Below are 22203 nucleotides of genomic sequence, written 5' to 3' on the forward strand. Positions count from 1 at the left end.
CGAATGTGCTTGATCCAAACAGCCTGAATCCCCAGAACATTCGCAACCGCCTTTATTTTGCCTTGCTCTATCGGTTCTAGCGATACAAAACTGAAGCTTCCAGAGTATGTTGGAGTTATTCGCCTGATTGTATAAGTTGCCCCAGCGCTTCATCCGGGCTGGTGAAAAAAAGCGGCTTGACTGACCGTTGCTCCAGCGCATTGCCGAGCAGAGCGCGGGTAAAGGTGCTGGAGGTGTAGCGTGTGACGCGGATGTAATAACGCTCCACCAGGTCGCGTACCATATCCATGTAAGCGTCGATCAGTTCCGGAGCGAGCGCGAAGTTGTCGTAGTTGACAATCGCATAGACCTTGCGGCGCAAGGGTTGCAGCCGGGCTTCGATCACCCGGCGCAGGTTCTCGATTTCCTCCCGGCTGTGCACGCCCAGTCCCTCGAAGTTGACGAAGAAGAGATTATGCCTTTCATCGTAGGTAAAGCGCTGTTCGAGCGGTAGCGCCAGCATGACTTCACGCATGCCAAATGCTTGTTCGCGGAAAAGGCGTGCATCCATCGTTTTCAGATCGGGGCTGATCGCCGGCCGGAAATCCATCAGCGCCAGAATGTCGCGCTCGAGATCGATACCGGGAGCGATCTCGATCAGTTCGAGTCCGCCTTCGATCAGACGGAAAACACAGCGCTCGGTAATGTATAGCACCGGCTGGCGGCGCTTGAAGGCGTATTCGCCGCTGAACGTGCGGTGTTCGACGTGGGAGACGAATTTCTTCGTTTCGCCTTCCTTGACAATTTTCAGGGCGCCATCGCAAACGGCAACGGCCAGTTGTCCTGCGGTAAAGGTGCCGACGAAGACCACCTTTTTGGCGTTCTGGCTGATGTTGATGAAGCCACCGGCACCGGCCAGGCGCGGCCCGAACTTGCTGACATTGAGGTTGCCCTGGGCATCTGCCTGCGCCAGTCCGAGGAAGGCCAGATCCAGCCCGCCGCCGTCGTAAAAGTCGAACTGCGCAGGCTGGTCGATGATCGCCTCGGCGTTGGTCGCTGCACCGAAACTCAAGCCTCCGGCCGGAATGCCGCCGACCACGCCGGGTTCGGCGGTGAGCGTCACCAGGTCGATGATTTTTTCTTCAGCGGCGATGTTGGCGATACCCTCGGGCATGCCGATACCTAGATTGACGATGTTGTTCGGCTTCAGTTCCAGTGCGGCACGGCGGGCGATGATCTTGCGTTCGGAGAGTTCCATCGCCGGGATCGCCGACATCGGCACACGAATCTCGCCGGCGAAGGCCGCGCTGTAGGGCTCGATGAAGGTCTGCATCTGGTATTCGGGTTTCTCGGCAACCACCACGCAATCGACCAGAATGCCGGGAATCTTGACCTGGCGCGAGTTGAGCGTAGAGCGCTCGGCGATGCGCTCAACCTGGACAATGACCAGGCCGCCCGAGTTGTGTGCGGCCATGGCGATAGCCTGTGCTTCCAGCGTCAGCGCCTCCTTTTCCATGGTGATATTGCCGTCGGGGTCGGCGGTGGTGCCGCGAATGATGCCGACGTTGATCGGGAAAGTCTTGTAGAAAAGATATTCCTGGCCGTCGATGATCATCAGTTCGACCAGATCCTTTTTGGTGAAGGCGTTGATTTTGCCGCCGCCATGGCGCGGGTCGACGAAGGTGCCAATACCGACGTGCGAGAGCAGTCCCGGCTTGCCCGCCGCAATGTCGCGAAAGAGATGGGTGATGATGCCCTGCGGCAGGTTGTAAGCCTCGATGCGGTTGCTCACCGCGAGCTGCTGGAGTTTTGGCGCCAGCCCCCAGTGACCGCCGATCACGCGCGCCACCAGACCCTCGTGGCCAAAGTGGTTGAGGCCGCGATCCTTGCCGTCGCCCTGACCCGCGGCGTAGGCCAGGGTCAGGTTACGCGGGCTGCCGGCTGGCGATTGGGGGTCGGCGCCAAGGAAGCGCTGTTCGATGGCAACGGCGATGTTCTCTGCAAAGCCGATGCCGATGAAACCGCCGGTGGCCACCGTGTCACCGTCGTTGATCAGGCGCACAGCCTCGGCAGCGCTGACGATCTTGTTGCGTTTGCCCGACAGTTGCTGCGGGTTGGTCAGCAGTGGGTGGATGCTTGGGTGCATGTCATAATTCCCCTCGGCGGATTTGGTCGGATTAGTGTATCACCCTGCTCAGCGAAGAGATGCGGGAGCCAAGGCGACACGTGGCTTCCAGATCGCTCGCTGAAGACTCCGCCTCATATGCCGTAGGGATTCGATACTCACCGTCAGATCAGCCGCGATAGACGATGCGATAGATCGCGCCCGCGTAATCGTCGGCTACCAGCAGCGAGCCATCGGGCATGACCAGCACGTCGGACGGGCGCCCCCAGGCGGTTTCGCCCTCAAGCCAGCCGCTGGCGAAAGTTTCGTAGGCCACTGCCTTGTTGCCTTTCAGGCGTACCAGTGAAACCCGGTAGCCGATCTTCCTTGAGCGGTTCCACGAACCGTGCTCGGCAATGAAGATCTGGTTACGGTACTCCGGCGGAAACATTGTCCCGCTGTAGAAGCGCATGCCCAGCGCAGCGACATGGGGCCCCAGCTTTTGGGCTGGCGCGGCGAACTGATCGCATTTGCGCCTGCTGCCGAATTCCGGATCGGGCATGTCGCCGCCGTGGCAGTAGGGATAACCGAAATGCATCCCGGCGCGTGGTGCATGATTGAGTTCATCGGGCGGCAAGTCGTCACCGAGCAGGTCGCGGCCGTTATCGGTGAACCAGAGCTCACGGGTCTGCGGCTGCCAGTCGAAACCGACGCTGTTGCGCACGCCATACGCATAGACTTCGATGGCGCTGCCGTCCGCATTCATGCGCATGATATTGGCAAAGCGCTGCGCATCGGGTTCGCAGATGTTGCAGGGAGCGCCCACCGGAACGTAGAGTTTGCCGTCCGGACCGAAAGCGATGAATTTCCAGCCATGGTGGGTTTCGGCGGGCAGCCGGTCAGTAACCAGCACGGCGGCTGGCGGATGCTCCAGGCGTCGCTCGATGTCGTCATAACGCAGGATACGGCTCACCGCTGACACATACAGATTGCCCTCCTTGAAGGCGACGCCGACCGGAAGTTGCAGTCCGCTTGCAAGCAGCGTTACCCGTTGTGCCTTGAAATCGGCGCCGAAGCTCACCGCATGCACTTTCCCCGCCTGCATCGAGCCGACGTAAAGCGTCCCGCCATGGCTGTCGTGGCGCCCCAGCGTCATCTGTCGGGCGTTGTCGACGCGTGCCCAAAGCTCAATGGCAAAGCCTGGCGGCAACTTGACACGCTCCAGCGGCAGATCGGCTGCCGACACGGTCGGCGCAATCAATGCCACGGCAAGTCCAAAAAGGATACTGATTCTGCGCATGTTGAGTCCCGCATCAATGCAAGGCCTCAAATATAACTCCTGGGAGCCTGACTGGTGCCTTTGCGCCAAAATCCATCCTGATTGGTCATGCAGTTCAGCTCGTGACCCGAGGCCAGACTTCGCGCTCATTCCGGCTGGATGACGCCTGCCCGCAAAACGTCGGGACAGGTTTTTTCTGACTCCAGGAAAATTTTGACTTCTCGGCGCTGTTAAGGGCTGAAGTGGCTATTCAAGCGACAAAGCATTCGGTGATAATAGGCAGCGCCATTGATTGGTCAATGCAGTGGCAGCATGTTTTATAAATAGAGATTTGCTTAGGGATGGAAAACAGAATGGAAAGCGAAAGCGCCCTCACCAGCGCGAGGCTCGTGAAGCGCCAAAGGAACCGCCTCTTTTTCTGGACTGCGATTACCCTTGCATTGTTAGCGGTGATAGCGACAGTGTCCTGGATCGAAGCTCGTGATTCGCGCCTGCAGGCGCATTACTTTTCCGAGTTTGCGCGCAGTATCAGCTGGGAAATTCAGGACGGGGCCAATGCCGAAATCTGGCTGCCAGAGTCCGGCCCCTACAGTATCCGTCTCGGTTACACCCAGATGCGGGCGATGTTGCCGCGACTCGCTGCAGCAGGCTACGAGGTTTCAGCGCAGGCCCGTCAGTCCGAAGCGTTTCGCGACATCACCGGTCGCGGTTACTACCCGATCTATCACGAAAAGTCACAGGCCGGGCTGACCCTGCTCGACCGCAACGAAATCCCACTCTATGGCAGTCGTTATCCGGAGCGGCAGTACGCCTCGTTCGAGGCCATTCCACCGGTGCTGGTCAACGCCCTGCTCTATGTCGAGAACCAGGATCTGCTCGATCCCGAGCATCCGCTACGCAACCCGGCGGTTGACTGGGGCCGCTTTACTCGCGTGGCGCTGGGCCAGACCTTGCGCGCACTCAACCTCGAAGGCGGGCGTGCCGGCGGCAGCACGCTGGCCACCCAGATCGAGAAATTCCGGCATTCCCCAGGCGGGCGAACGCGCGATGCCGACGATAAATTGCGGCAGATGGTTTCTGCGTCGCTGCGGGCCTACCAGGATGGTGAAGACACCCTGGCCGCGCGGCGACGCATCGTCCTTGACTATCTCAACTCCGTGCCGCTGGCCGGGCTGGCTGGCTACGGCGAGGTCAATGGCCTGGGCGATGGCCTGTGGGCCTGGTATGGCCGCGACTTCGACGCCGCCAACCGCTTGCTGGCCGACCCCGACGCCGACCCGCTAGAGCGGGCGCAGGTATTCAGGGAAGTATTGTCGCTGATCGTTGCGCAGCGCCGACCTTCCGGTCTCCTGCTCGAATCTACGGAGCGTCTCGACCGCCTGACCGACAGTTACCTGCGCTTGCTGACAAGTGATGGCGGGATCCCCGAAGTCTTGCGTGACGATGCCCTGCGCACCCGGTTGACCCTCGCGCGCAAGGCGCGCGAGGGTGAAGCCGTCTCCTTTGTCGAGCGCAAGGCCGTCAACGATGTGCGCGGGACGCTTGGCGATCTCCTGGGTGTGGATGACCTCTATGCCCTCGATCGTTTCGATCTGCAGGCGCGAACCACACTGGACGCGCCTGCACAGTCCAAAGTGACGGCTTATCTTGCTCGTCTCCAGCAGGCGGACTACCTGCGCTGTGCCGGCTTTAAGGAGCAGCGCATGCTCGACCGTGGCGATCCGGTCGGCGTCAACTACAGCTTTACGCTTTACGAGAAGACGCCACTCGGCAACCTCTTGCGCGTGCAGGCAGACAATCTCAACCAGCCGCTCGACATCAACGCTGGAACCAAGCTCGATCTGGGCTCCAGCGCCAAGTTCCGTACCATGATCTCCTATCTGAGTGTCATCGCCGATCTGCACCAGCGCTATGCCGGCCTCGACGACAAGGAACTGGCCGCCATCGCCACCAAGCCGAGCGACCGTCTGAGTGTCTGGGCCATCGCCTATCTGCGCGGCAGCAAGGATCGCAGTCTGGCGCCGATGCTTGAGGCGGCCATGGAACGGCACTATTCGGCAAGTCCCGGCGAAGCTTTCTTCACCGGTGGTGGCGTGCACCATTTTTCCAACTTCAAGCATGAAGACGACGGGCAGTCGCCGAGCGTGGCCGGAGCGCTTGAGCAATCGGTAAATCTGGTGTTTGTCCGTATCATGCGCGATGTGGTGCACTACCACGCCTATGAGGCGATCAATGCACCCGCACGCTCGCTGCGTGAGGGCAATGAGACGGCACGTCAGGATTTCCTCAACCGTTTTGCCGAGCGCGAAGGCATCGGCTTTCTGCGTACCTTCTGGCACAAGTACCGCGACATCGAAGCACAGGAGCGTCTCGACGTTCTGGCTGATTCGGTTCCGGAACGACCCTCTCCGCTGGCGTCGGTATTTATGAGCGTTCAGCCGGAAAGCGACTTTGCCGCCTTTCTCGCCTTCATGCGTGAACGTCTTGGCGACAAGGCCGGTACCGACGCCGGCCTGCGTCGTCTTTACAACAACCATGCGACGCGCAACTACAACCTGTCCGACCAGGGCTATCTGGCGCACGTGCACCCGCTCGAACTGTGGCTCGTCCGTTATCTGCAAACTCATCCTGATGCCGGCCTGCGCGAAGTCGTCGCGGCCAGCGTCAGCGAACGCCGGGAAGCCTCGCGCTGGCTGTTCGCCAGCCGTTTCCGGCATGCCCAGCAGGTGCGCATCGACATTATCGTCGAGGTTACGGCCTTCGAACGGATCGCCGCCGAATGGCGCCGGCTGGGTTATCCCTTCGAGCATCTGGTTCCCTCGCTGGCGACCTCGATTGGCAGTTCAGCCGACCGCCCTGCGGCTCTCGCCGAACTCATGGGCATCGTTGTCAATGATGGCGTCCGGCGTCCGACCGTGCGCATCGATCAGTTGCACTTCGCTGCCGCTACACCTTTTGAAACCCTGCTTGAGCGCCGGGTCGAGCCGGGTGAACAGGTGTTGCCGGCCGAAGTTGCCCAGGTCGCGAGACGCGCACTCTTGCGCGTGGTCGATAGCGGCACAGCCCGGCGCGTCAAGGGAACTTACCGTGATGCCGACAACATGCCACTTCCGGTGGGCGGCAAGACGGGAACCGGTGACCATCGCTTTCAGATCATCGGTGCAAACGGGTCGGTCAAGAGTTCTCGTGTAATGAACCGCGCGGCGACCTTCGCCTTTTACATCGGCGACCGCTTCTACGGTGTCGTCACTGCTTTTGTTCCGGGGGCGAAAGCTGCCGGCTATGACTTCACCTCGGCAGTGCCGGTACAGATTCTCAAGGAGTTGCAGCCCGCACTGCTGCCCCTGATCGCCGGGAAAGACGCAGTTCCGGTGCGCTGCAGCGAGGTGCGCCGGGTTGAAACGCGGGCGGGCGAAGCAACAAAAAGCGACGCTCACGCGGCCAGGATCAGCAAAAAAGGGGGTTGATCTGGCAGAAGGCCGAGGCGTCACCAGCAGGGTGGAACGTAGAAGCCATTAAAACCGATGGGGAAACTTTCCGCCAAGATCTACAGAGCAAATTCGGCATCATCCCCCAAGTCGTGACCATCAACCGGCTGGAAGCCCGCCTTTAACAATCACTTTCTCGGCCCGGACCCAGTCGTCGGCAGGTGCGCCATCCTTGAACGCACGCTTCTCGGCCAGGTAGTAGGCTGTCTCGCGAATCGCTTGCTCTGGATCCGGGTAACCGTGTATTTGCTCATTCGCCGTGACCGCCACCTCCGGGCTTATTGGTTCAGACGCTTGAATTGCGGGCGGCTCGCTCTGATTCTGCGATTTTACAAGGTGAATCGCTTGGGGCTGCACTTCAGCATGAAGCGCGGTACTTTCTTCGCTGGCCTTGTCCCCGGGTATCGATACCCGGACCGGGCCGGCCAATTCCGTTGGCGTAGCGGCGGGCACCGCATCGGCAAGCTCACCCCGGTGCGGTGTCTCTGTGTCGGGTCTCGTTGCCACATCAACGCGGTTTGCCATATCAGGGGGCGTTACGCCGGCCACCGCTGCTGCCAGGTCGGAACGGGTCGCAACGGCCTTGTCGGATCGCTCGGAAGCGTCTGCCGGTCCGGGCAATTCTTTTTTACGCGTCTCCCACAGGAAGTTTCCAGCGACAAGAAGCGCAATCGCGAGCGGATCAAAAACAAAGATGATGATCAGGATCACGTACTTGACCGCCTGTTCCACCGACACGTTGAATGCCTCTGAAATGTAGACAATGGGTCCGGTATGCGTGTTGATGGTGATCTGTTGCGCGCGCATTTTAGGCAGTTCAGCGTCCAGTTGCCGTAGGCGCAGATTGATGCGGTCCGCCTCTCCCTTGAAGGCACTGATCAGCTTCTGACGCCCTTGCACGATGTGTGAGGGAAGGTTGGCTATCTGGGCATCAATCTCCTTCTTGCGCGCCTCCAGCTTCGCCTTCTCCTCCATGGCGGCGGTCACCAGAATTTGTTGCTGCTTCGTATCCTTGATGGCGCCCTGGAATGCGGCGGAGAGATACCCGAATGCGCCGGCAGACGTGATGGCCATCAACACCGCGGTGGCCACTATCATGTAGAACCTGAGCACCCTGGGTGCCGTACTCCACCGCTTGTACAGAAAGGAAACGGTGACAACCTTGCCCACGTCAAGCGCCGCCGCCAATGCAATAATGATGGGATCCGCGCTAAAGAGGCTCGACAAGCCGATTATTGAAATCCAGGTTCCGAGACCCTCGATCAAGAACGCCGAGGCAAAGGTCAGCAGTGAGAAGATCATGGGGGAAGAAAGTGTCGGGAAATTTTCGCTAACGCTCGTTGCTACTGGGCAGCACCAGCGTGAAGGTGAGAATACGCCAAACCTCGATAACTGTTATAAGCTATTGATTTAGTTGGTTTATGTGGTAGGGCGTGACAGATTCGAACTGTCGACCTACGGATTAAGAGTCCGCTGCTCTACCAGCTGAGCTAACGCCCCACATAATGACTTCAAACAAACTGCCGACCGCTGAAGTTTCCTGGTAGGTCGGGCGAGATTCGAACTCGCGACCAACGGATTAAAAGTCCGCTGCTCTACCAACTGAGCTACCGACCCGGAAAAACGGGAACGCCGGATTATAGGGAGCGGTCATTCGCCTGTCAACGCGAGCCTGCCGCGAGCAAGCCAGGATTACGCCTCTTGCGTACCGATGACGTAAGGTGTCGGGTCACTCAGGCCAAGCGCCGAAAAGCCTTCCCGGCGTAGCCGGCAGGAATCGCAGACACCGCAGGCACGGCCCCATTCGTCGGCCTGGTAGCAGGAAACCGTTTTGCCGTAATCAACGCCTAGGGCACTGCCGCGCCGTATGATCTCCGCCTTCGATAGATCGATCAATGGTGCGTGGATGCTCAGTGTTTCGCCTTCCACGCCGGCCCGGGTCGCCAGTCGGGCCATGGTCTCGAAGGCGGCAATGTATTCCGGCCGGCAATCCGGGTAGCCCGAATAGTCGACGGCATTGACGCCGACGAAGATATCGCGGCTTTCCAATACCTCGGCCCAGGCCAGCGCCAGCGAAAGCATGATGGTATTGCGCGCCGGTACATAGGTTACTGGTATGCCGGGCTGGACGCCATCGACCGGAACGGCGATGGCGTTATCGGTGAGCGCCGAGCCGCCGAACTCGCCGAGCGCCACATGCAGCACGCGATGCTCGCTGGCGCCCAGGGCTTTGGCTACGCGCGCGGCCGCGTCGAGTTCAATGCGATGTCGCTGGCCATAGTCAAGGGACAGACAGTAGCAGTCAAACCCGGCGTCACGGGCAATGGCCAGCGTGGTGGCCGAGTCAAGACCGCCGGAAAGCAGGACAACGGCGCGTCGGCGGGGGGAGGTTAGCGGTGTACTCATGATGGGAAATTGACAATTAGTCACTTACAAAACAGCCGTCATTCTAACGGTTTGGGGAAGAGTATCTCCCGGCATGGTGCGCTACAATCTCCCCCTTTCAGCCTGATTTCCATTTCCGGAGAAAATGATGCGCCCTACGAAATGCCTTTTCGCCCTGGCTACCCTGCTCCTGCTGGGCACCTCCGTTCATGCGGCCGAAGCGAGCCGAACGTCAGTGAAAGTCGGCTTCCTGTCCACGCTCTCCGGCCCCGGCGCCGGTCTCGGTATCGATATTCGTGACGGCTTCAATCTGGCGGTCAAGCAACTCAACGGAAAACTGGGCGGGTTGCCCGCCGAAGTGATCGTCGTCGACGACCAGCAGAAACCCGAGGTCGCGCAGCAGGTCGCCGAGAAGTTCATGAAGAAGGACAAGGTTGATTTCATGACCGGCATCGTCTTCTCCAACATCATGCTGGCCGTGGGTCAGCCGGTCTTCGACAACAAGACCTTCTATATCTCGGCCAATGCCGGTCCCTCGCAGTATGCCGGCGAGCAATGCAACCCGTACTTCTTCAACGTTGCCTGGCAGAACGACAACCTGCATGAGGCGGTTGGCAAGTACGTTATGGACAAGGGCTTCAAGAACGTTGTTCTGGTCGCGCCCAATTATCCCGGCGGCAAGGACGCGATGGTCGGCTTCAAGCGCTTCTACAAGGGCAAGGTCAGCGAGGAGATTTACACCAAGCTGGGGCAACTCGATTACGCGGCCGAACTGGCGCAGATTCGCTCGCTCAAACCCGATGCCGTATTCTTCTTCCTGCCCGGCGGCATGGGCATCAACTTCGTCAAGCAGTTTGTCGCGGCCGGCCTGTCGTCCGATACTCAGCTCTTTGCACCCGGCTTCTCGGCTGATGAGGACGTGATCAAGGCCGTCGGGGCGCCGATGCTCGGCATGTTCAACTCCTCGCACTGGGCGCACGACATGGAGAACGCCGAGAACAAGCGCTTCGTCGCCGACTTCCAGAAGGAATACGGACGTTTGCCCTCACTCTACGCCTCGCAGGGCTACGACGCCGCGTTCCTGATCGACGGTGCCGTGCGCGATGTGAAAGGCAGGCTCGACGACAAGGAAGCGCTGAGAAAGGCGCTCGAAGCCAAGCACTTCAAGTCGGTGCGCGGCGACTTCAAGTTCAACCGCAACCACTACCCGGTACAGAACTACTATCTGCGCGTGATCGGTCGCGACGCCCAGGGCCGTATAACCAACAAGACGATGGGAACGGTGTTTACGAATCATGCCGATGCCTATGTCGCGCAGTGCAAGATGAAATGATGACTTGAAACTCTTTCAACACAGAGTACGCAGAAGCGCAGAGTTCGCAAAGACAAGCGAAAGCAATTCTCTCTCTGCGCCCTCTGTATCTCAGCGATTTCTGCGTTGAAAGCGGTTTGCTATCTTGACCAATGACCCAGCTCATCCTTGAACAGGCGCTCAACGGCCTGCAATTCGGTCTCATGCTGTTCCTGCTCGCCGCCGGGTTGACGCTGGTGTTCGGGATCATGGACATGATCAATCTGGCGCATGGATCGCTGTACATGGTCGGAGCCTACCTGGCGGCAGCGGTAACGCAGGCCAGCGGGTCCTTCATGGTCGGAATCGGCACCGCCATGCTGGTTACGGCCCTGCTCGGCGCACTGCTTGAAGTGTCGCTGCTGCGCCGCCTGTATGCGCGTGATCACCTGGCGCAGGTACTGGCCACATTCGCCCTGATCCTGATCGCCAACGAAGTGGTGCGCATGATCTGGGGCGCGCAGCCGATGTTGCTCAATGCGCCGGAGGCGCTTTCCGGGCCGGTCAGCCTCGCTGGTTTCTTCTATCCTGCTTACCGTCTGCTGCTGATCGGCGTCGGCGTGCTGGTCGCCGGCCTGCTTTACCTTCTGGTGTCCCACACTCGGCTCGGGATGTGGGTGCGTGCCGGTGCATCGAATCGTGAAATGACCGAGGCGCTGGGAGTCAATGTCCGTCTGCTGTTTACCGCCGTCTTTGCTGCCGGTGCGGCGCTTTGCGCGCTGGCCGGCGCCATGCTCGGGCCGCTGCTGGCGGTTCAGGTCGGCATGGGAGAGAGCATTCTGATACTGGCCTTCGTGGTCATCGTCATCGGCGGCATCGGGTCGATTCGCGGTGCGCTGGTCGGCAGCCTCATGGTTGGTCTGGTCGATACGCTGGGCCGCGCTGCGCTACCCTCCTTGTTGCGCGAGTTTTTGTCGCCGGAGGTGGCGTCGAGTCTCGGCCCGGCGCTCGCCTCCATCCTCATCTACGTCCTCATGGCGGCCATTCTTTTCTGGCGCCCGGAAGGCCTCTTCCCGGCGCGGGGTTAATGATCAGTTATGTTGAAAGGCATAGAAAAGCTTCACCACCAAGTCACCAAGGACACAAAGTTTCACCAAGAAAAATCAAGCGGGTTTCCCTTGGTGAACCTGGTGTCATGGTGGTTTGCATTTTCGTGCTAACTCAATTCTAAATGGGACTATACGCCTCCTCACCGCGCCGCCGCATCGCTGCAGCAATGACGCTGGTGGCGCTGCTTGCGCTGCCCTGGCTGATGCAATCGCTCGACCAGGGCTTCTACGTCAGCCTGGCCAGCCGCGTGCTGATCTTTGCGCTGGCGGCAACCAGCCTCAACCTGGTAATCGGCTTCGGCGGCATGATCTCCTTCGGGCATGCCGCCTTTTTCGGCGCCGGTGCTTATACGGTGGCCATCCTCGCCGAGAGCGGAGTGGTTTCTGCCGCGCTGGCGTGGCCGCTGGCGCTCGCTGTGGCCGCATTGCTGGCGCTGTTGATCGGCGCCATCAGCCTGCGCACGCGCGGCGTCTATTTCATCATGATCACGCTGGCTTTTGCGCAGATGGTTTTTTATCTGGTCGTCTCGCTGAAGTCCTGGGGTGGCGATGACGGGCTGTTGTTGCTGCGTCGTTCGACTTTCGGTAGCCTCGATCTGAAGGACGACACGACGTTCTATTTCGTGGTGTTGGCGACGCTGGCGCTGGTGCTGCTGGCGCTCGACCGTCTCGCCCATTCGCGCTTCGGGCGCGTCATCCAGAGTATCCGCGAGAACGAAACGCGAATGGAGGCGCTCGGCTATCCGGTGTTTTCCTACAAGCTGGTCTGTTTCGTGATCGGCGGCGCGCTGGCCGGTCTGGCCGGAGCGCTGCTGGTCAATCAGAGCGGGCTGGCCAGTCCGAACCTGTTGCACTGGATGCAGTCCGGAACGCTGATGGTGATGATTGTGATCGGCGGTGTCGGCAGCGTGTTTGGCGGTGTTGTGGGTGCCGTTCTGTTGCTGCTCTGCGAAGAATTTTTCGTCGAGATATCGCCCCATTGGCAGATCGGACTCGGCCTGCTGTTGCTGGCCGTTGTGTTGTGGGCGCCGCTAGGAATAGCCGGCCTGTTTGGCTGGGGTCGAAGCCGTGAGTGAGCGCCGTACGATCCTGCTCGAAGTCCGTGATGTGAGCAAGCACTTCGGCGGTATCTATGCGCTCAATGGGGCTTCGCTGGCGCTTGAGAGCGGCGAGGTGCATGCGCTGATCGGCCCCAACGGCGCCGGAAAGACGACGCTGATTCACGTTCTGTCAGGCGCCCTGACGGCGGATGCCGGGCAAGTGATCTTCAACGGCAACGATCTGGCGTGGCGCGCGATGCACGAGCGCGTCGCACTCGGTCTTGCGCGTTCGTATCAGATCACCAATCTGTTCTCGCGTCTTACGGTGCTCGACAACGTGACGATGGCGGTGCAATCGCGGGTGCGCGACTGGGGTTCGAGCTTCAGCTTCTGGAAACCCTTTTCGCTCGATTCGGCGATTGTCGACGAAGCCCAAGATTTGCTTGATCAGGTCTCGCTCACCGGTCTGGCCGGGCGTCGGGCCTGCCAGCTCTCGCATGGCGAGCAGCGCTGTCTGGAGGTGGCGCTGGTGCTGGCCACGAAACCAAAGCTGCTGCTGCTCGACGAACCGATGGCCGGAATGGGGCCTGAGGAGTCGGTGCGCATGGTCGAACTGATCGAAAATCTGGCGCGCCGGGTGACGATGCTGCTCGTCGAACACGATATGGATGCCGTTTTCCGCCTGGCCGACCGTATTTCGGTGCTGGTTGGCGGTCGCGTCATTGCCAGCGGCGCGCCAGCGGCTATTCGTGCCGACCATGAGGTGAGACGCGCCTATCTGGGAGACGCGCAATGAGCGCGCTGCTTGAAATCGAGTCGCTGGAAACCGCTTACGGCAGCAGTCAGGTATTGTTTGGCGTCAGCCTGTCGATTGTTGCCGGCGAGGTGGTCACCCTGCTCGGGCGTAACGGCATGGGCAAGACGACCACCGTGCGCTCGATCTGCGGGCTGCAGGTGCCGCGTGGCGGCAGCATCCGCTTTTGCGGCGAACGGATCGACGGGCAGTCGGCCGACCGCATCGGTCGCGCCGGGATCGCACTGGTGCCCGAAGGGCGGCAGATATTCCCCAACCTCCTGGTGCGGGAAAACCTGATCGCCTTCGCGGCCAATCGTCATGGCGTTCCGGATCCATGGACACTGGATCGGGTCTATGCCTTCTTCCCACGTCTGGCTGAACGTGCCGGCCTGCTCGGCGGCCGTCTCTCCGGCGGCGAGCAGCAGATGCTGGCCATCGGCCGCGCCTTGATGACCAATCCGAAGCTGCTGATCCTGGACGAGGCCAGCGAAGGCCTGGCACCACTGGTGCGTGAGGAAATCTGGAATTGCCTCGACACGCTGCGCGCCAGCGGGCAAACCATTCTGGTCATCGACAAGTATGTCGAGCGGCTGCTTGCAGTAGCCGATCGGCATACCATTCTTGAGCGCGGCCAGGTGGTGTGGCGGGGCAATTCGACCGAACTCGCTGCCGATCACGGCATCTGGCATCGCTACCTCGGTATCTGAGGTGCGCAGCGACTGGTGCGATCCTGCAAAAAATTCCTGGCAGCGAACCGGTATCGTTGTCCTGCAACACCGGGAGGGCCGCTCGAACGACGCGTAGAGCTTCGAGCCAAAGGGTCAGCGTAATTTCCAGATTTCACCACGGTTAAATGTCACCGACGGCATAGACGCCAATCCAGCTTGTCTCATGGGCCGATGCGGTTGTGGTTTGTAGGCGGGCGACCTGATTATTCCTTCGGTTTGATGATCCACGCCGCGATCAGGTCGACTACTTCGTTCTCCATGCCGATGAAGCCATGGTGGTGCATGGCTTCGCAGGGGTCGCCGCTGGCGCCCGAGCCGCCGCTGACGAAGACGGTCTTCCTGAGTGGGGCGTTCTTCAGATCGTCGGCGATGTTCTTCGCCTCATGCGGACGGCAGGCCCAGCAGGCATCGTTCTCGTTGTGCACGACCAGCGTCGGCACGCGGATTCTTTCGAGATCCTGCTTCGGTACCGCGCCAGGAACCTTGTAGGCCACGATCGAGGACGTCAGCACAACGCCCGAAACCAACTTTTCGCTGTCCTCAATCGCCGCGGCGGCGGCCGAAATCGTCCCCATGCTGGTACCGATCACCCAGATCGGGAGCGGGCTTTTGCGCTTGATTTCCCTGAAAATTGCCACATTGTCTGCGTTGTGTTTTTCTCCCGTCCGCACGCTGCCGAGCGCGAGGTCGATGCCGTCCGACGGGCGACCGATCATGACGACATTGAAGGGGAAACCGGTCCAGTGCTTGCCGGTGCGGATCAGGAAGTTGCCGCTGCCCGGCCAGCCGTCTGCGCCGATCTTGCCGTAACCCCCGGCACCGCCCGAGAAGAGCACGACGGTAGCCAGCGCATCGTTGCGCCAGTAGGTGTAGATCGGTACGCTGACGCCCTCGCGCGTGGCGACCTGCTGCACCTCGCCGATGCCGACCTCCTGCGCGCGTAGCAGGCCACAGCAGGCCAGGGCAAAGAGAACGGTCAGGGTTCGAATCATTGTTGAGCTAATTCTCTGAGGCAGTATGATTAATCGATAAACACCTTCAAAACCGTGGCCCGAGGCCAGGCTTCGCGCTCATTCCGGCGGAAGCCGGAATCCAGTAACTTCCTCCGATATCCATAAATACAACCGGATAAACGTGCTGGACCCCGGCTTTTGCCGGGGTGGCGGAAGGAATTATTTTTTCACAGACTATCAGTCGTCGTGCTCGAGCAACTCCAGCACCTTTTCTGGCGGGCGCCCGATCACTGCCCTGGCGCCGCAGACCACGATCGGTCGCTCGATCAGGATCGGGTGTGCGACGAGGGCTTCAAGCCACTGTTCGTCGCTCAGGGTCTGGCCGGCGTAGTGTTCCTTGAACACCGCCTCGCCACGACGCACCAGTTCTTCCGGTTTCATGCCGAGCTTCTTTAACAAACCGCGCAGTTCATCCTGGTTCGGCGGCGTCTTCAGGTAGTCGATCACCTCGGCGTTGATGCCACGGGCAGCGATCAGTTCGCAGGCGGAGCGGCTCTTCGAGCAGCGGGGATTGTGATAGATCACGATGGGATTGTTGTTCATGGAGGGTCCTTAAAAAATCAGCGCCAGATGCTGAGCGGTGGATCGGTAACCACGGCGCGCATGATGTCGCTGCGCGAGACGAAGCCGACCAGCGTGCCGGCGTCGTTGACGATGGGTACGCCATCCACGTCACGATCGAGCATCACGCGCGCAATGCGCCGGATGTCGGTCACCGGGCTGGCGGCTACGACCGGCGTAGTCATCACGTCGCTAACCCGCTTGGCCAGCACATCGCGCACCTGGCCGTCGTCGACATTGAGCGTGGTCAGCAGATCCCGCTCGCTGACGATGCCGATCAGGCGCTGCCCGCTGTCCAGTACCGGTGCCTGATGGATCTGGTGTTCGACCAGAACGCGCCAGGCCCGCGCCACGTCGTCGTCGGCATTCACCGTGACGAGTTGTCGCTGCATGATCTGGTTGGCGTGGTAGAGTGGCCCGCGCTCAATGTTCTGCGGCAGCATGGACTTGTAGGCCTCGACGGCCTGGCTACCCAGGGCGCTGGCTTCCGTTGCGCCTGAATCGGTCGGGATGACGGTTTCCTCGATTTGATCGCCGACGCGACGCGCAGCAATAACCGGGCCGCGCCGCGCTACCGGCGAAATCCGGGGGAGATTTTCGAGTGTGCCCTGATAAATCGGGCCACTGGTACCGTAGATTGCGAACATTGACGTGCCTCCTGCTGTCTATCTTACACCGAGTCATGCGACGCCCCGCGTTGCGCTCGGAGGCTGCCAAGCCGTCATTCCGGCAAAAGCCGGAATCCAGTTTCGTTCATCTGATCAAAATGTTAAAAGAGTTGTTTGTTTAACAAACTGGATTCCGGGTCAAGCCCGGAATGAGCGCGAAGCCTGGCCTAGGGCCACGGAAATAAATGAGTTAACGGAAGAACAAATTTACCGTTGTTTCATTTGGACTGAGGCCTTGATTTCGACCCTGATTTGACTCAGTCTTGGCATTCGTGGTCGCCAGTCCGGAAAGAATGGGTTGCGCGACCGATTGGGCATGGAAAGCAATGGCTGACAAAACGGAAACTGTCATTCTGGTTCACGGGTTGTGGATGCGCGGCCAGGTCATGCTGCCGCAGCAGCACTGGCTGCGTGCCGAAGGTTTTGCTGCACAGCGGTTTTCATACCCCTCCTGGCGCGACGGCCTGGCCGACAATGTCGGCCTGCTCTGCCGCTTTGTCAATAAAACGCAGGGTAGCGTCATCCATCTTGTCGCGCACAGCCTGGGCGGCCTGATCACGCTCAGGATGCTGGCGCAGGAGCCCGATGCGCGCATCGGCCGCGTAGTCCTGCTCGGCACGCCTTATGCGGGCTGTCATTGCGGCGCCACGCTGGAGGCAACGCCTGGTCTTGCGCGATTGGTCGGACGAACGTTCGAAGACTGGTTCAGTCTGCCTCGCCCCGACCTGCCCCCGGCGACGGAGGTCGGCATCATTGCCGGCACGCGTCGCCTCGGTTTCGGGCGATTGATCCCCGGGTTGCCGCGACCCAACGATGGCCTGATTACCGTGGACGAAACACGCCTTGATACGGCAAGCGACAGCATCGCGCTGAACGTCAGCCATTCCGGAATGCTCGTCTCGCGCGCCTGCACCGGGCAGATCGCCAGTTTTCTCAAGACGGGAAAGTTCATTCATGTTTAAAGTTATTCTTGCGGCGACCCTGTTTCTGCTCATAGGTGGCTGTTCGAATATTGCCTATTATGCGCAGTCGGTCGAAGGGCATCTGCGCCTGATGGCGAAGATGCGAGCGATTCCCGACGTGGTCACCGATGCCGCCACCGATCCGGCGTTACGCAAGCAACTCGAACGGGTAAGCGCCATACGCGAATTCGCCAGCCACCAACTCGCCCTGCCGGATAACGAAAACTATCGCTCCTACGCCGACCTCGGGCGCCCCTACGTTGTCTGGAATGTCTTCGCTGCGCCAGAGTTTTCGCTTGAGTTGAAGCAGTGGTGCATGCTGTTCGTCGGCTGCGTCAATTATCGCGGCTACTTTGACCAGAACGACGCAAACCGCTACGCCGGCGAGCTGGTTGCTGCGGGCACCGAAACCCATGTCAGCGGCGTTCCCGCCTATACCACCCTCGGCTATTTCAACGACCCGGTGCTCAATACCTTCCTGCGCTACGGCGACCAGGAAGTCGCCCGCATCGTCTTCCATGAACTTGCGCATCAGATTGTTTACGTCAATGGCGATACGGCGTTCAACGAATCGTTTGCCGTCAGCGTCGAGATTGAAGGCGTGCGGCGCTGGCTGACCGAGGCGGTGACACCGGAAAGGCTGCGGGAATTCGAGAAAAGGCAGGAGCGCAAGGAACAGTTCCATCAGTTGGTGGCGGAGACTCGCGACCAGTTGCGCACTCTGTATGCCTCATCGCTGGCACCCGAGGCGATGCGAGCAGCCAAGACGGACGTGATTGCAGCAATGAATCAAAGCTACGCCAACCTGAAAGCAAGCTGGGGCGGCTATGCAGGATATGACCCGTGGTTCAGCCAGCCCATGAACAACGCCACCCTCGGTTCGATCAGCCTGTACACAAAATGGGTTCCGGCATTTCAAGCTCTGCTCGAACAGGAGGGAGGCGATCTGCCGCGCTTTTACCTGCGCGTGGCCATGCTCGCCGATCTGCCGAAGGAGGAACGGATCATCGCGCTCGACATGCTCCAGTCGAGCCGCCTGGCCTCAGCAAAATAAGCCTCGCTTGAATGGCTAGAACAGGATTTAAATACCGATCCGACTCGGGTCGCTCGACAATTCAGCGAGCCAGACCAGGACTTCTTCAGCATTCTGGTCTGGCGGGAAAACGGGATAGAAGATCTTCTCGATCCGTCCTTCGTGAGCGATCAGGGTCAGGCGCTTGTATAGCTCCATTCCGGCCACCGTGAACGTGGGGAGCCGCATAGTGCTCCTGAGCCGCAAGGTGCTGTCGCTCAATAACTGGAATGGCAAGTGCAGCCGGTCTCTGACTTCACGCTGATATTCTGTGGTCTGGGTACTCAAACCGATCACTCCGGCGTTCAGCGCCTTGAGTTCTGCGTAGTGGTCGCGAAAGCTGCAAGACTCTGGTGTACAGCCACGAGCGCCGGGGATTCCATCCCACCCGTCGGGCAATGGAACATCTGGGCGACCCGTCATCGGGTAAACGTAGATTACCCAGCGGCCGCTTAAACCGGTGAAATTTACGCTTGATCCATCCGTGCTTTGAAGCACGAGATCTGGCAGCAGCGAACCCTCGAGGTGAGAAGCGGCACCGTCGTCAACGGGTGTCGGGAGATCTTGTGGTAGCTGAGAGAGGTTTGCGTTCATGAGATTCCATTGGGGCGAGACGCCCAAGACAAAATTATGGCATGTCGGCCTATGAAAATATCGCTCCCGCAAGCGACTGCCGCGATTGTGAGATATTCTTCGCTGATGATTCTGATTATCCACGCCCATCCGTATCCGCAACACTCACGCGCCGGACGCGCCTTGCTTGAGGCGGTGCGCGATCTGCCCGATCTCGATGTTCGTTCGCTCTACGATCTTTATCCCGATTTTGATATCGACGTCGCTGCGGAGCAAGCCGCATTGGTGCGCGCCGACCTCGTGGTCTGGCTGCACCCGATCTACTGGTACAGCGTGCCGGCGATGCTGAAACACTGGTTTGACGTGGTCCATCTGCGCGACTGGGCATACGGCGAAGGCGGCGACAAGCTACGCGGCAAACACTGCCTCTGGGTAACAACAAGCGGCGGGGAAACGTCTTCCTTTTCCGAGACCGGCGTCCATCAATTGCCATTTGCGGCATTCGAGGCACCGCTTCGGCAAACGGCATTATTCTGTGGCATGGTTTGGGAAACGCCCATCGTGCTGCATGGCGCGCATGTAATCACGGAAGATGAAATCGGGGCGGCCGCATTGGCCTTTCGTGAACGGCTGGCGACGTGGCGCCCCAACCCGCCCTCGCAAGCAGCGAAGCCAATCCGGAGGCCAAGCGATGTTGACTGATGCACTGATCTATCTTGCCGCTGCGGTCATTTTTGTTCCCATCGCGCAGCGTTTCAAACTGGGCGCGGTGCTGGGCTACCTGATCGCCGGAGCCGCCATCGGGCCGTGGGGCTTGCGCTTTGTTTCCGATGTCGAGTCGATCATGCACTTCTCCGAATTCGGCGTCGTGCTGATGCTGTTCGTGATCGGGCTGGAGCTTGAACCCCGGCGCCTGATCGAAATGCGCAAAAGCGTTTTCGGCGGTGGCGCGCTGCAAGTGGGGCTGACCGGCATGGCGCTTGCTCTGGCCGCCGGAGCCGCAGGCCTCGGCTGGAAAGCCGCGCTGGTTGTGGGTCTGGCGCTGGCGCTCTCGTCGACCGCGATTGCCATAGCGACCATGAACGAGCGCAATTTTCTGCCGACCCCAACCGGCCAATCAAGCTTTGCGCTGCTGCTCTTCCAGGATATTGCGGCCATTCCCCTGCTCGCCGTCATTCCGCTTCTGGGTGCGGCAGCAGTCGCAAGCGGTGGGGCCGGTGCCGAGGAGCCGGGCTGGATGGCAGCGGCAAAAGCCATCGCCGCAGTTGTCGCCGTGATTATCATCGGCCTCTATCTGACGCGGCCGCTGTTGCGGCTGGTGGCCCGGACGAATCTGCGCGAAGTCTTTACCGCGTTTGCCCTGTTGCTGGTGATCGGCATCGCTCAGATCATGTCGCTGGTTGGCCTTTCGATGGGCCTGGGGGCGTTTCTCGCGGGCGTTTTGCTGGCCAGCTCCGAATATCGTCATGCGCTGGAAACGGATATCGAGCCCTTCAAAGGCTTGCTCTTGGGGCTTTTCTTTATTTCGGTCGGCATGGCCATCGATTTCGGTCTGCTGGTGAGTCAACCGGCGATGCTTGTTATGCTGTTGCTGGGTTTTCTTGCGCTCAAGCTGGCCACGTTGTGGCTTACTGCACGCCTGATCGACGTGACTTCCCGCCAGCGCTGGTTGTTTGCCATTCTGCTTTCGCAAGGCGGTGAGTTCGCCTTTGTGGTGTTTGCTGCCGCGCGCTCGGTCGGCGTTTTATCCAGCGAGTGGGCGGCCCTGCTCAACATGACCATCGCGCTCTCGATGGCCACCACGCCACTGTTACTGCTGCTGCACGATTGGTGGATCGCGCACGTCGAATGCGCCAGTGGGGAACGGACTAAAGCCGATGAAATCGATGAAACAGAGGCGCGTGTGATCATCGCCGGTTTCGGACGTTTCGGGCAGATCATCGGCCGCCTGTTGTTTGCCAACGGCATCAATGCGGTGGTGCTCGATCACGACCCGGATCAGATCGAGATGCTGCGCAAGTTTGGCTACAAGGTTTTTTATGGCGATGCCGCGCGCATCGACCTTTTGCACGCTGCCGGTGCCGCCGAGGCTACGCTGATTGTCAATGCGATTGACGATATCGAGGACAATCTGCTGCTGACCGACATCGTGAAGGAAAATTTCCCGAAGCTGAAAATGATCGCCCGCGCGCGCAATGTGACGCACTTTATCGAGCTGCGGGCACGCGGAGTGGAGATCATCGAGCGGGAATCCTTTGAAGCCGCTCTCAAGGCCGGACGGCATACACTTGAAATGTTGGGTTTTGAACGTTTCAGGGCGCGTGACATGGCCAATATTTTCCGGCGCCATAACATCAACGCCATGGAATCGCTGATTCCGGTCTTCAAGGATGAAGCGAGTCGGGTCTCTGCGGTCAAGATTGGCCGCGACGAGCTTGATGCCCTGTTTGCCCGCGACCGCAAGCAATTCGAGTCCGAGCATTCGTCGAAGGGTTGGCATTGAGCTGCGGGCGACGTTTGGCGAGCTGGTTGCATCGCGTAGGTCGGGTTAGCGCCAGCGTAACCCGACCTACACATTCAGCGCGTTCTGCTACTTGAAGCGGATGTCGCCCGCTTTTTCGGGATAGCAGCCGCTCTTGTCGGCGTAGTACGTGCGGAACAGGGCGAGGTCGGTTTCCTCGTCTCCGGTTAGGCTTATCCAGCGTTCGACACCGATACGCCTGTTGCCATAATCGATGAAGCCCAGCCCGACCGGCACGCCGGTAGCCAGCGCCAGCCGGTAGAAGCCGGTTTTCCAGTGCTCGCTTCTTGAACGCGTTCCTTCCGGTGTGATGCACATGCAGAAGCTCTCGCTCTGCGCAAAAATGTCTATCAGTTGCCTGATCATTCCCGTGTTCTCGCGCCGGTTGATCGGCACGCCGCCGAGCCAGATGAAAAACCCCTTCAGCGGCCAGCGAAAGAGCGAGTCCTTGCCCGCCCAGTTGAGGATCATCCGGTGCCTGGCCTTGAACAGCACACCGAGCGGAAAGTCCCAGTTCGAGGTGTGCGGATAGACCAGTACTACCGATTTCGGCCCCGGCGGCGGAACGAACACGCTACGCCAGCCAATCAGCCGGAGGATGAGTGCAGCCAGTCGGCTGATCAAGTTTGCGGCG

Annotated in this window: 19 protein-coding genes and 2 tRNA genes; 10 read left to right on the plus strand and 11 right to left on the minus strand. The window is 59.9% G+C overall.

Translation table 11 applies throughout. The features are described from left to right. Nucleotides 1-115 precede the first annotated feature (115 nt). Together JNM42_RS08365 and JNM42_RS08370 are read right to left on the minus strand one after the other, a co-directional pair. Entirely contained in the window at nt 116-2125 is a 2010-nt protein-coding gene (locus tag JNM42_RS08365; protein ID WP_294268235.1) for an acyl CoA:acetate/3-ketoacid CoA transferase, read from the minus strand. Nucleotides 2126-2273: 148 nt separating this feature from the next. Beyond that, nucleotides 2274-3383, minus strand: coding sequence for a PQQ-dependent sugar dehydrogenase (locus tag JNM42_RS08370; protein ID WP_294268236.1), 1110 nt, complete (start codon nt 3381-3383; stop codon nt 2274-2276). Nucleotides 3384-3823: 440 nt separating this feature from the next. On the opposite strand from JNM42_RS08370, the gene JNM42_RS08375 reads away from it, so the two are divergent. Then, the gene (locus JNM42_RS08375) at nt 3824-6829 is read left to right on the plus strand and encodes a transglycosylase domain-containing protein (protein WP_294268237.1); all 3006 of its coding nucleotides are present in this window, start codon (nt 3824-3826) and stop codon (nt 6827-6829) included. A gap of 120 nt (nt 6830-6949) precedes the next feature. On the opposite strand, the gene JNM42_RS08380 is transcribed toward JNM42_RS08375, so the two are convergent. From JNM42_RS08380 to queC, 4 genes are all read right to left on the minus strand, one after another. Further along, nucleotides 6950-8152, minus strand: a complete 1203-nt coding sequence (locus JNM42_RS08380; RefSeq protein WP_294268238.1) for a DUF2934 domain-containing protein — start codon at nt 8150-8152, stop codon at nt 6950-6952. Between the two features lie 122 nt (nt 8153-8274). After that, a tRNA-Lys gene (locus tag JNM42_RS08385) sits at nt 8275-8350 on the minus strand. A gap of 41 nt (nt 8351-8391) precedes the next feature. Beyond that, nucleotides 8392-8467: transfer RNA gene (locus tag JNM42_RS08390), tRNA-Lys, on the minus strand. 75 nt (nt 8468-8542) lie between these two features. Next, nucleotides 8543-9256, minus strand: coding sequence for a 7-cyano-7-deazaguanine synthase QueC (gene queC, locus JNM42_RS08395; RefSeq protein WP_294268239.1), 714 nt, complete (start codon nt 9254-9256; stop codon nt 8543-8545). 124 nt (nt 9257-9380) lie between these two features. Between queC and JNM42_RS08400 the strand changes: the two genes are divergently transcribed. The 5 genes from JNM42_RS08400 (at nt 9381) to JNM42_RS08420 (ending at nt 14178) form a co-directional block, all read left to right on the plus strand. After that, complete coding sequence (locus JNM42_RS08400) at nt 9381-10568, plus strand: ABC transporter substrate-binding protein (RefSeq protein ID WP_294268240.1); 1188 nt, start codon at nt 9381-9383, stop codon at nt 10566-10568. Between the two features lie 131 nt (nt 10569-10699). Beyond that, a complete protein-coding gene (locus JNM42_RS08405; RefSeq protein WP_294268242.1) occupies nt 10700-11614 on the plus strand; it encodes a branched-chain amino acid ABC transporter permease in 915 nt (304 codons plus the stop codon). 143 nt (nt 11615-11757) lie between these two features. Continuing rightward, the gene (locus JNM42_RS08410) at nt 11758-12711 is read left to right on the plus strand and encodes a branched-chain amino acid ABC transporter permease (protein WP_294268244.1); all 954 of its coding nucleotides are present in this window, start codon (nt 11758-11760) and stop codon (nt 12709-12711) included. Next, a complete protein-coding gene (locus JNM42_RS08415; RefSeq protein ID WP_294268246.1) occupies nt 12704-13471 on the plus strand; it encodes an ABC transporter ATP-binding protein in 768 nt (255 codons plus the stop codon). Before JNM42_RS08410 ends, JNM42_RS08415 begins: the two co-directional genes overlap by 8 nt. After that, the gene (locus tag JNM42_RS08420) at nt 13468-14178 is read left to right on the plus strand and encodes an ABC transporter ATP-binding protein (RefSeq protein WP_294268248.1); all 711 of its coding nucleotides are present in this window, start codon (nt 13468-13470) and stop codon (nt 14176-14178) included. Before JNM42_RS08415 ends, JNM42_RS08420 begins: the two co-directional genes overlap by 4 nt. 224 nt (nt 14179-14402) lie before the next feature. On the opposite strand, the gene JNM42_RS08425 is transcribed toward JNM42_RS08420, so the two are convergent. The 3 genes from JNM42_RS08425 to JNM42_RS08435 all read right to left on the minus strand — a co-directional run bounded on the left by JNM42_RS08425 (nt 14403) and on the right by JNM42_RS08435 (nt 16420). Then, nucleotides 14403-15191: a hypothetical protein gene (locus JNM42_RS08425; protein WP_294268250.1), complete on the minus strand. Its 789-nt coding sequence runs from the start codon at nt 15189-15191 to the stop codon at nt 14403-14405. A 198-nt stretch (nt 15192-15389) separates the two neighbouring features. Then, entirely contained in the window at nt 15390-15755 is a 366-nt protein-coding gene (gene arsC / locus JNM42_RS08430; protein WP_294268252.1) for an arsenate reductase (glutaredoxin), read from the minus strand. A 17-nt stretch (nt 15756-15772) separates the two neighbouring features. Continuing rightward, nucleotides 15773-16420 carry a CBS domain-containing protein gene (locus JNM42_RS08435; protein ID WP_294268254.1) on the minus strand — a complete coding sequence of 216 codons (648 nt, stop codon included), beginning with the start codon at nt 16418-16420 and terminating at the stop codon, nt 15773-15775. Between the two features lie 347 nt (nt 16421-16767). Between JNM42_RS08435 and JNM42_RS08440 the strand changes: the two genes are divergently transcribed. Then, nucleotides 16768-17403, plus strand: coding sequence for an alpha/beta hydrolase (locus JNM42_RS08440; RefSeq protein ID WP_294268256.1), 636 nt, complete (start codon nt 16768-16770; stop codon nt 17401-17403). Continuing rightward, nucleotides 17396-18457 (plus strand): aminopeptidase, encoded by a 1062-nt coding sequence (locus JNM42_RS08445; RefSeq protein ID WP_294268258.1) that lies wholly within the window; start codon nt 17396-17398, stop codon nt 18455-18457. The genes JNM42_RS08440 and JNM42_RS08445 overlap by 8 nt, the downstream gene beginning before the upstream one ends. A gap of 27 nt (nt 18458-18484) precedes the next feature. On the opposite strand, the gene JNM42_RS08450 is transcribed toward JNM42_RS08445, so the two are convergent. Further along, entirely contained in the window at nt 18485-19069 is a 585-nt protein-coding gene (locus JNM42_RS08450) for a peroxiredoxin (RefSeq protein ID WP_294268260.1), read from the minus strand. A gap of 105 nt (nt 19070-19174) precedes the next feature. Here JNM42_RS08450 and kefF point away from each other — a divergent pair, with 105 nt between their 5' ends. Continuing rightward, on the plus strand, nt 19175-19750 hold the full coding sequence (gene kefF / locus JNM42_RS08455; RefSeq protein ID WP_294268262.1) for a glutathione-regulated potassium-efflux system oxidoreductase KefF: 576 nt from the start codon (nt 19175-19177) through the stop codon (nt 19748-19750). Next, on the plus strand, nt 19740-21551 hold the full coding sequence (gene kefC, locus JNM42_RS08460) for a glutathione-regulated potassium-efflux system protein KefC (RefSeq protein WP_294268264.1): 1812 nt from the start codon (nt 19740-19742) through the stop codon (nt 21549-21551). The genes kefF and kefC overlap by 11 nt, the downstream gene beginning before the upstream one ends. An 87-nt stretch (nt 21552-21638) precedes the next feature. On the opposite strand, the gene JNM42_RS08465 is transcribed toward kefC, so the two are convergent. Then, the gene (locus tag JNM42_RS08465; RefSeq protein WP_294268266.1) at nt 21639-22193 is read right to left on the minus strand and encodes a 1-acyl-sn-glycerol-3-phosphate acyltransferase; all 555 of its coding nucleotides are present in this window, start codon (nt 22191-22193) and stop codon (nt 21639-21641) included. Nucleotides 22194-22203 lie beyond the last annotated feature (10 nt).

The organism is Propionivibrio sp., assembly GCF_016790145.1.
In the GTDB taxonomy this organism is placed as follows: domain Bacteria; phylum Pseudomonadota; class Gammaproteobacteria; order Burkholderiales; family Rhodocyclaceae; genus Propionivibrio.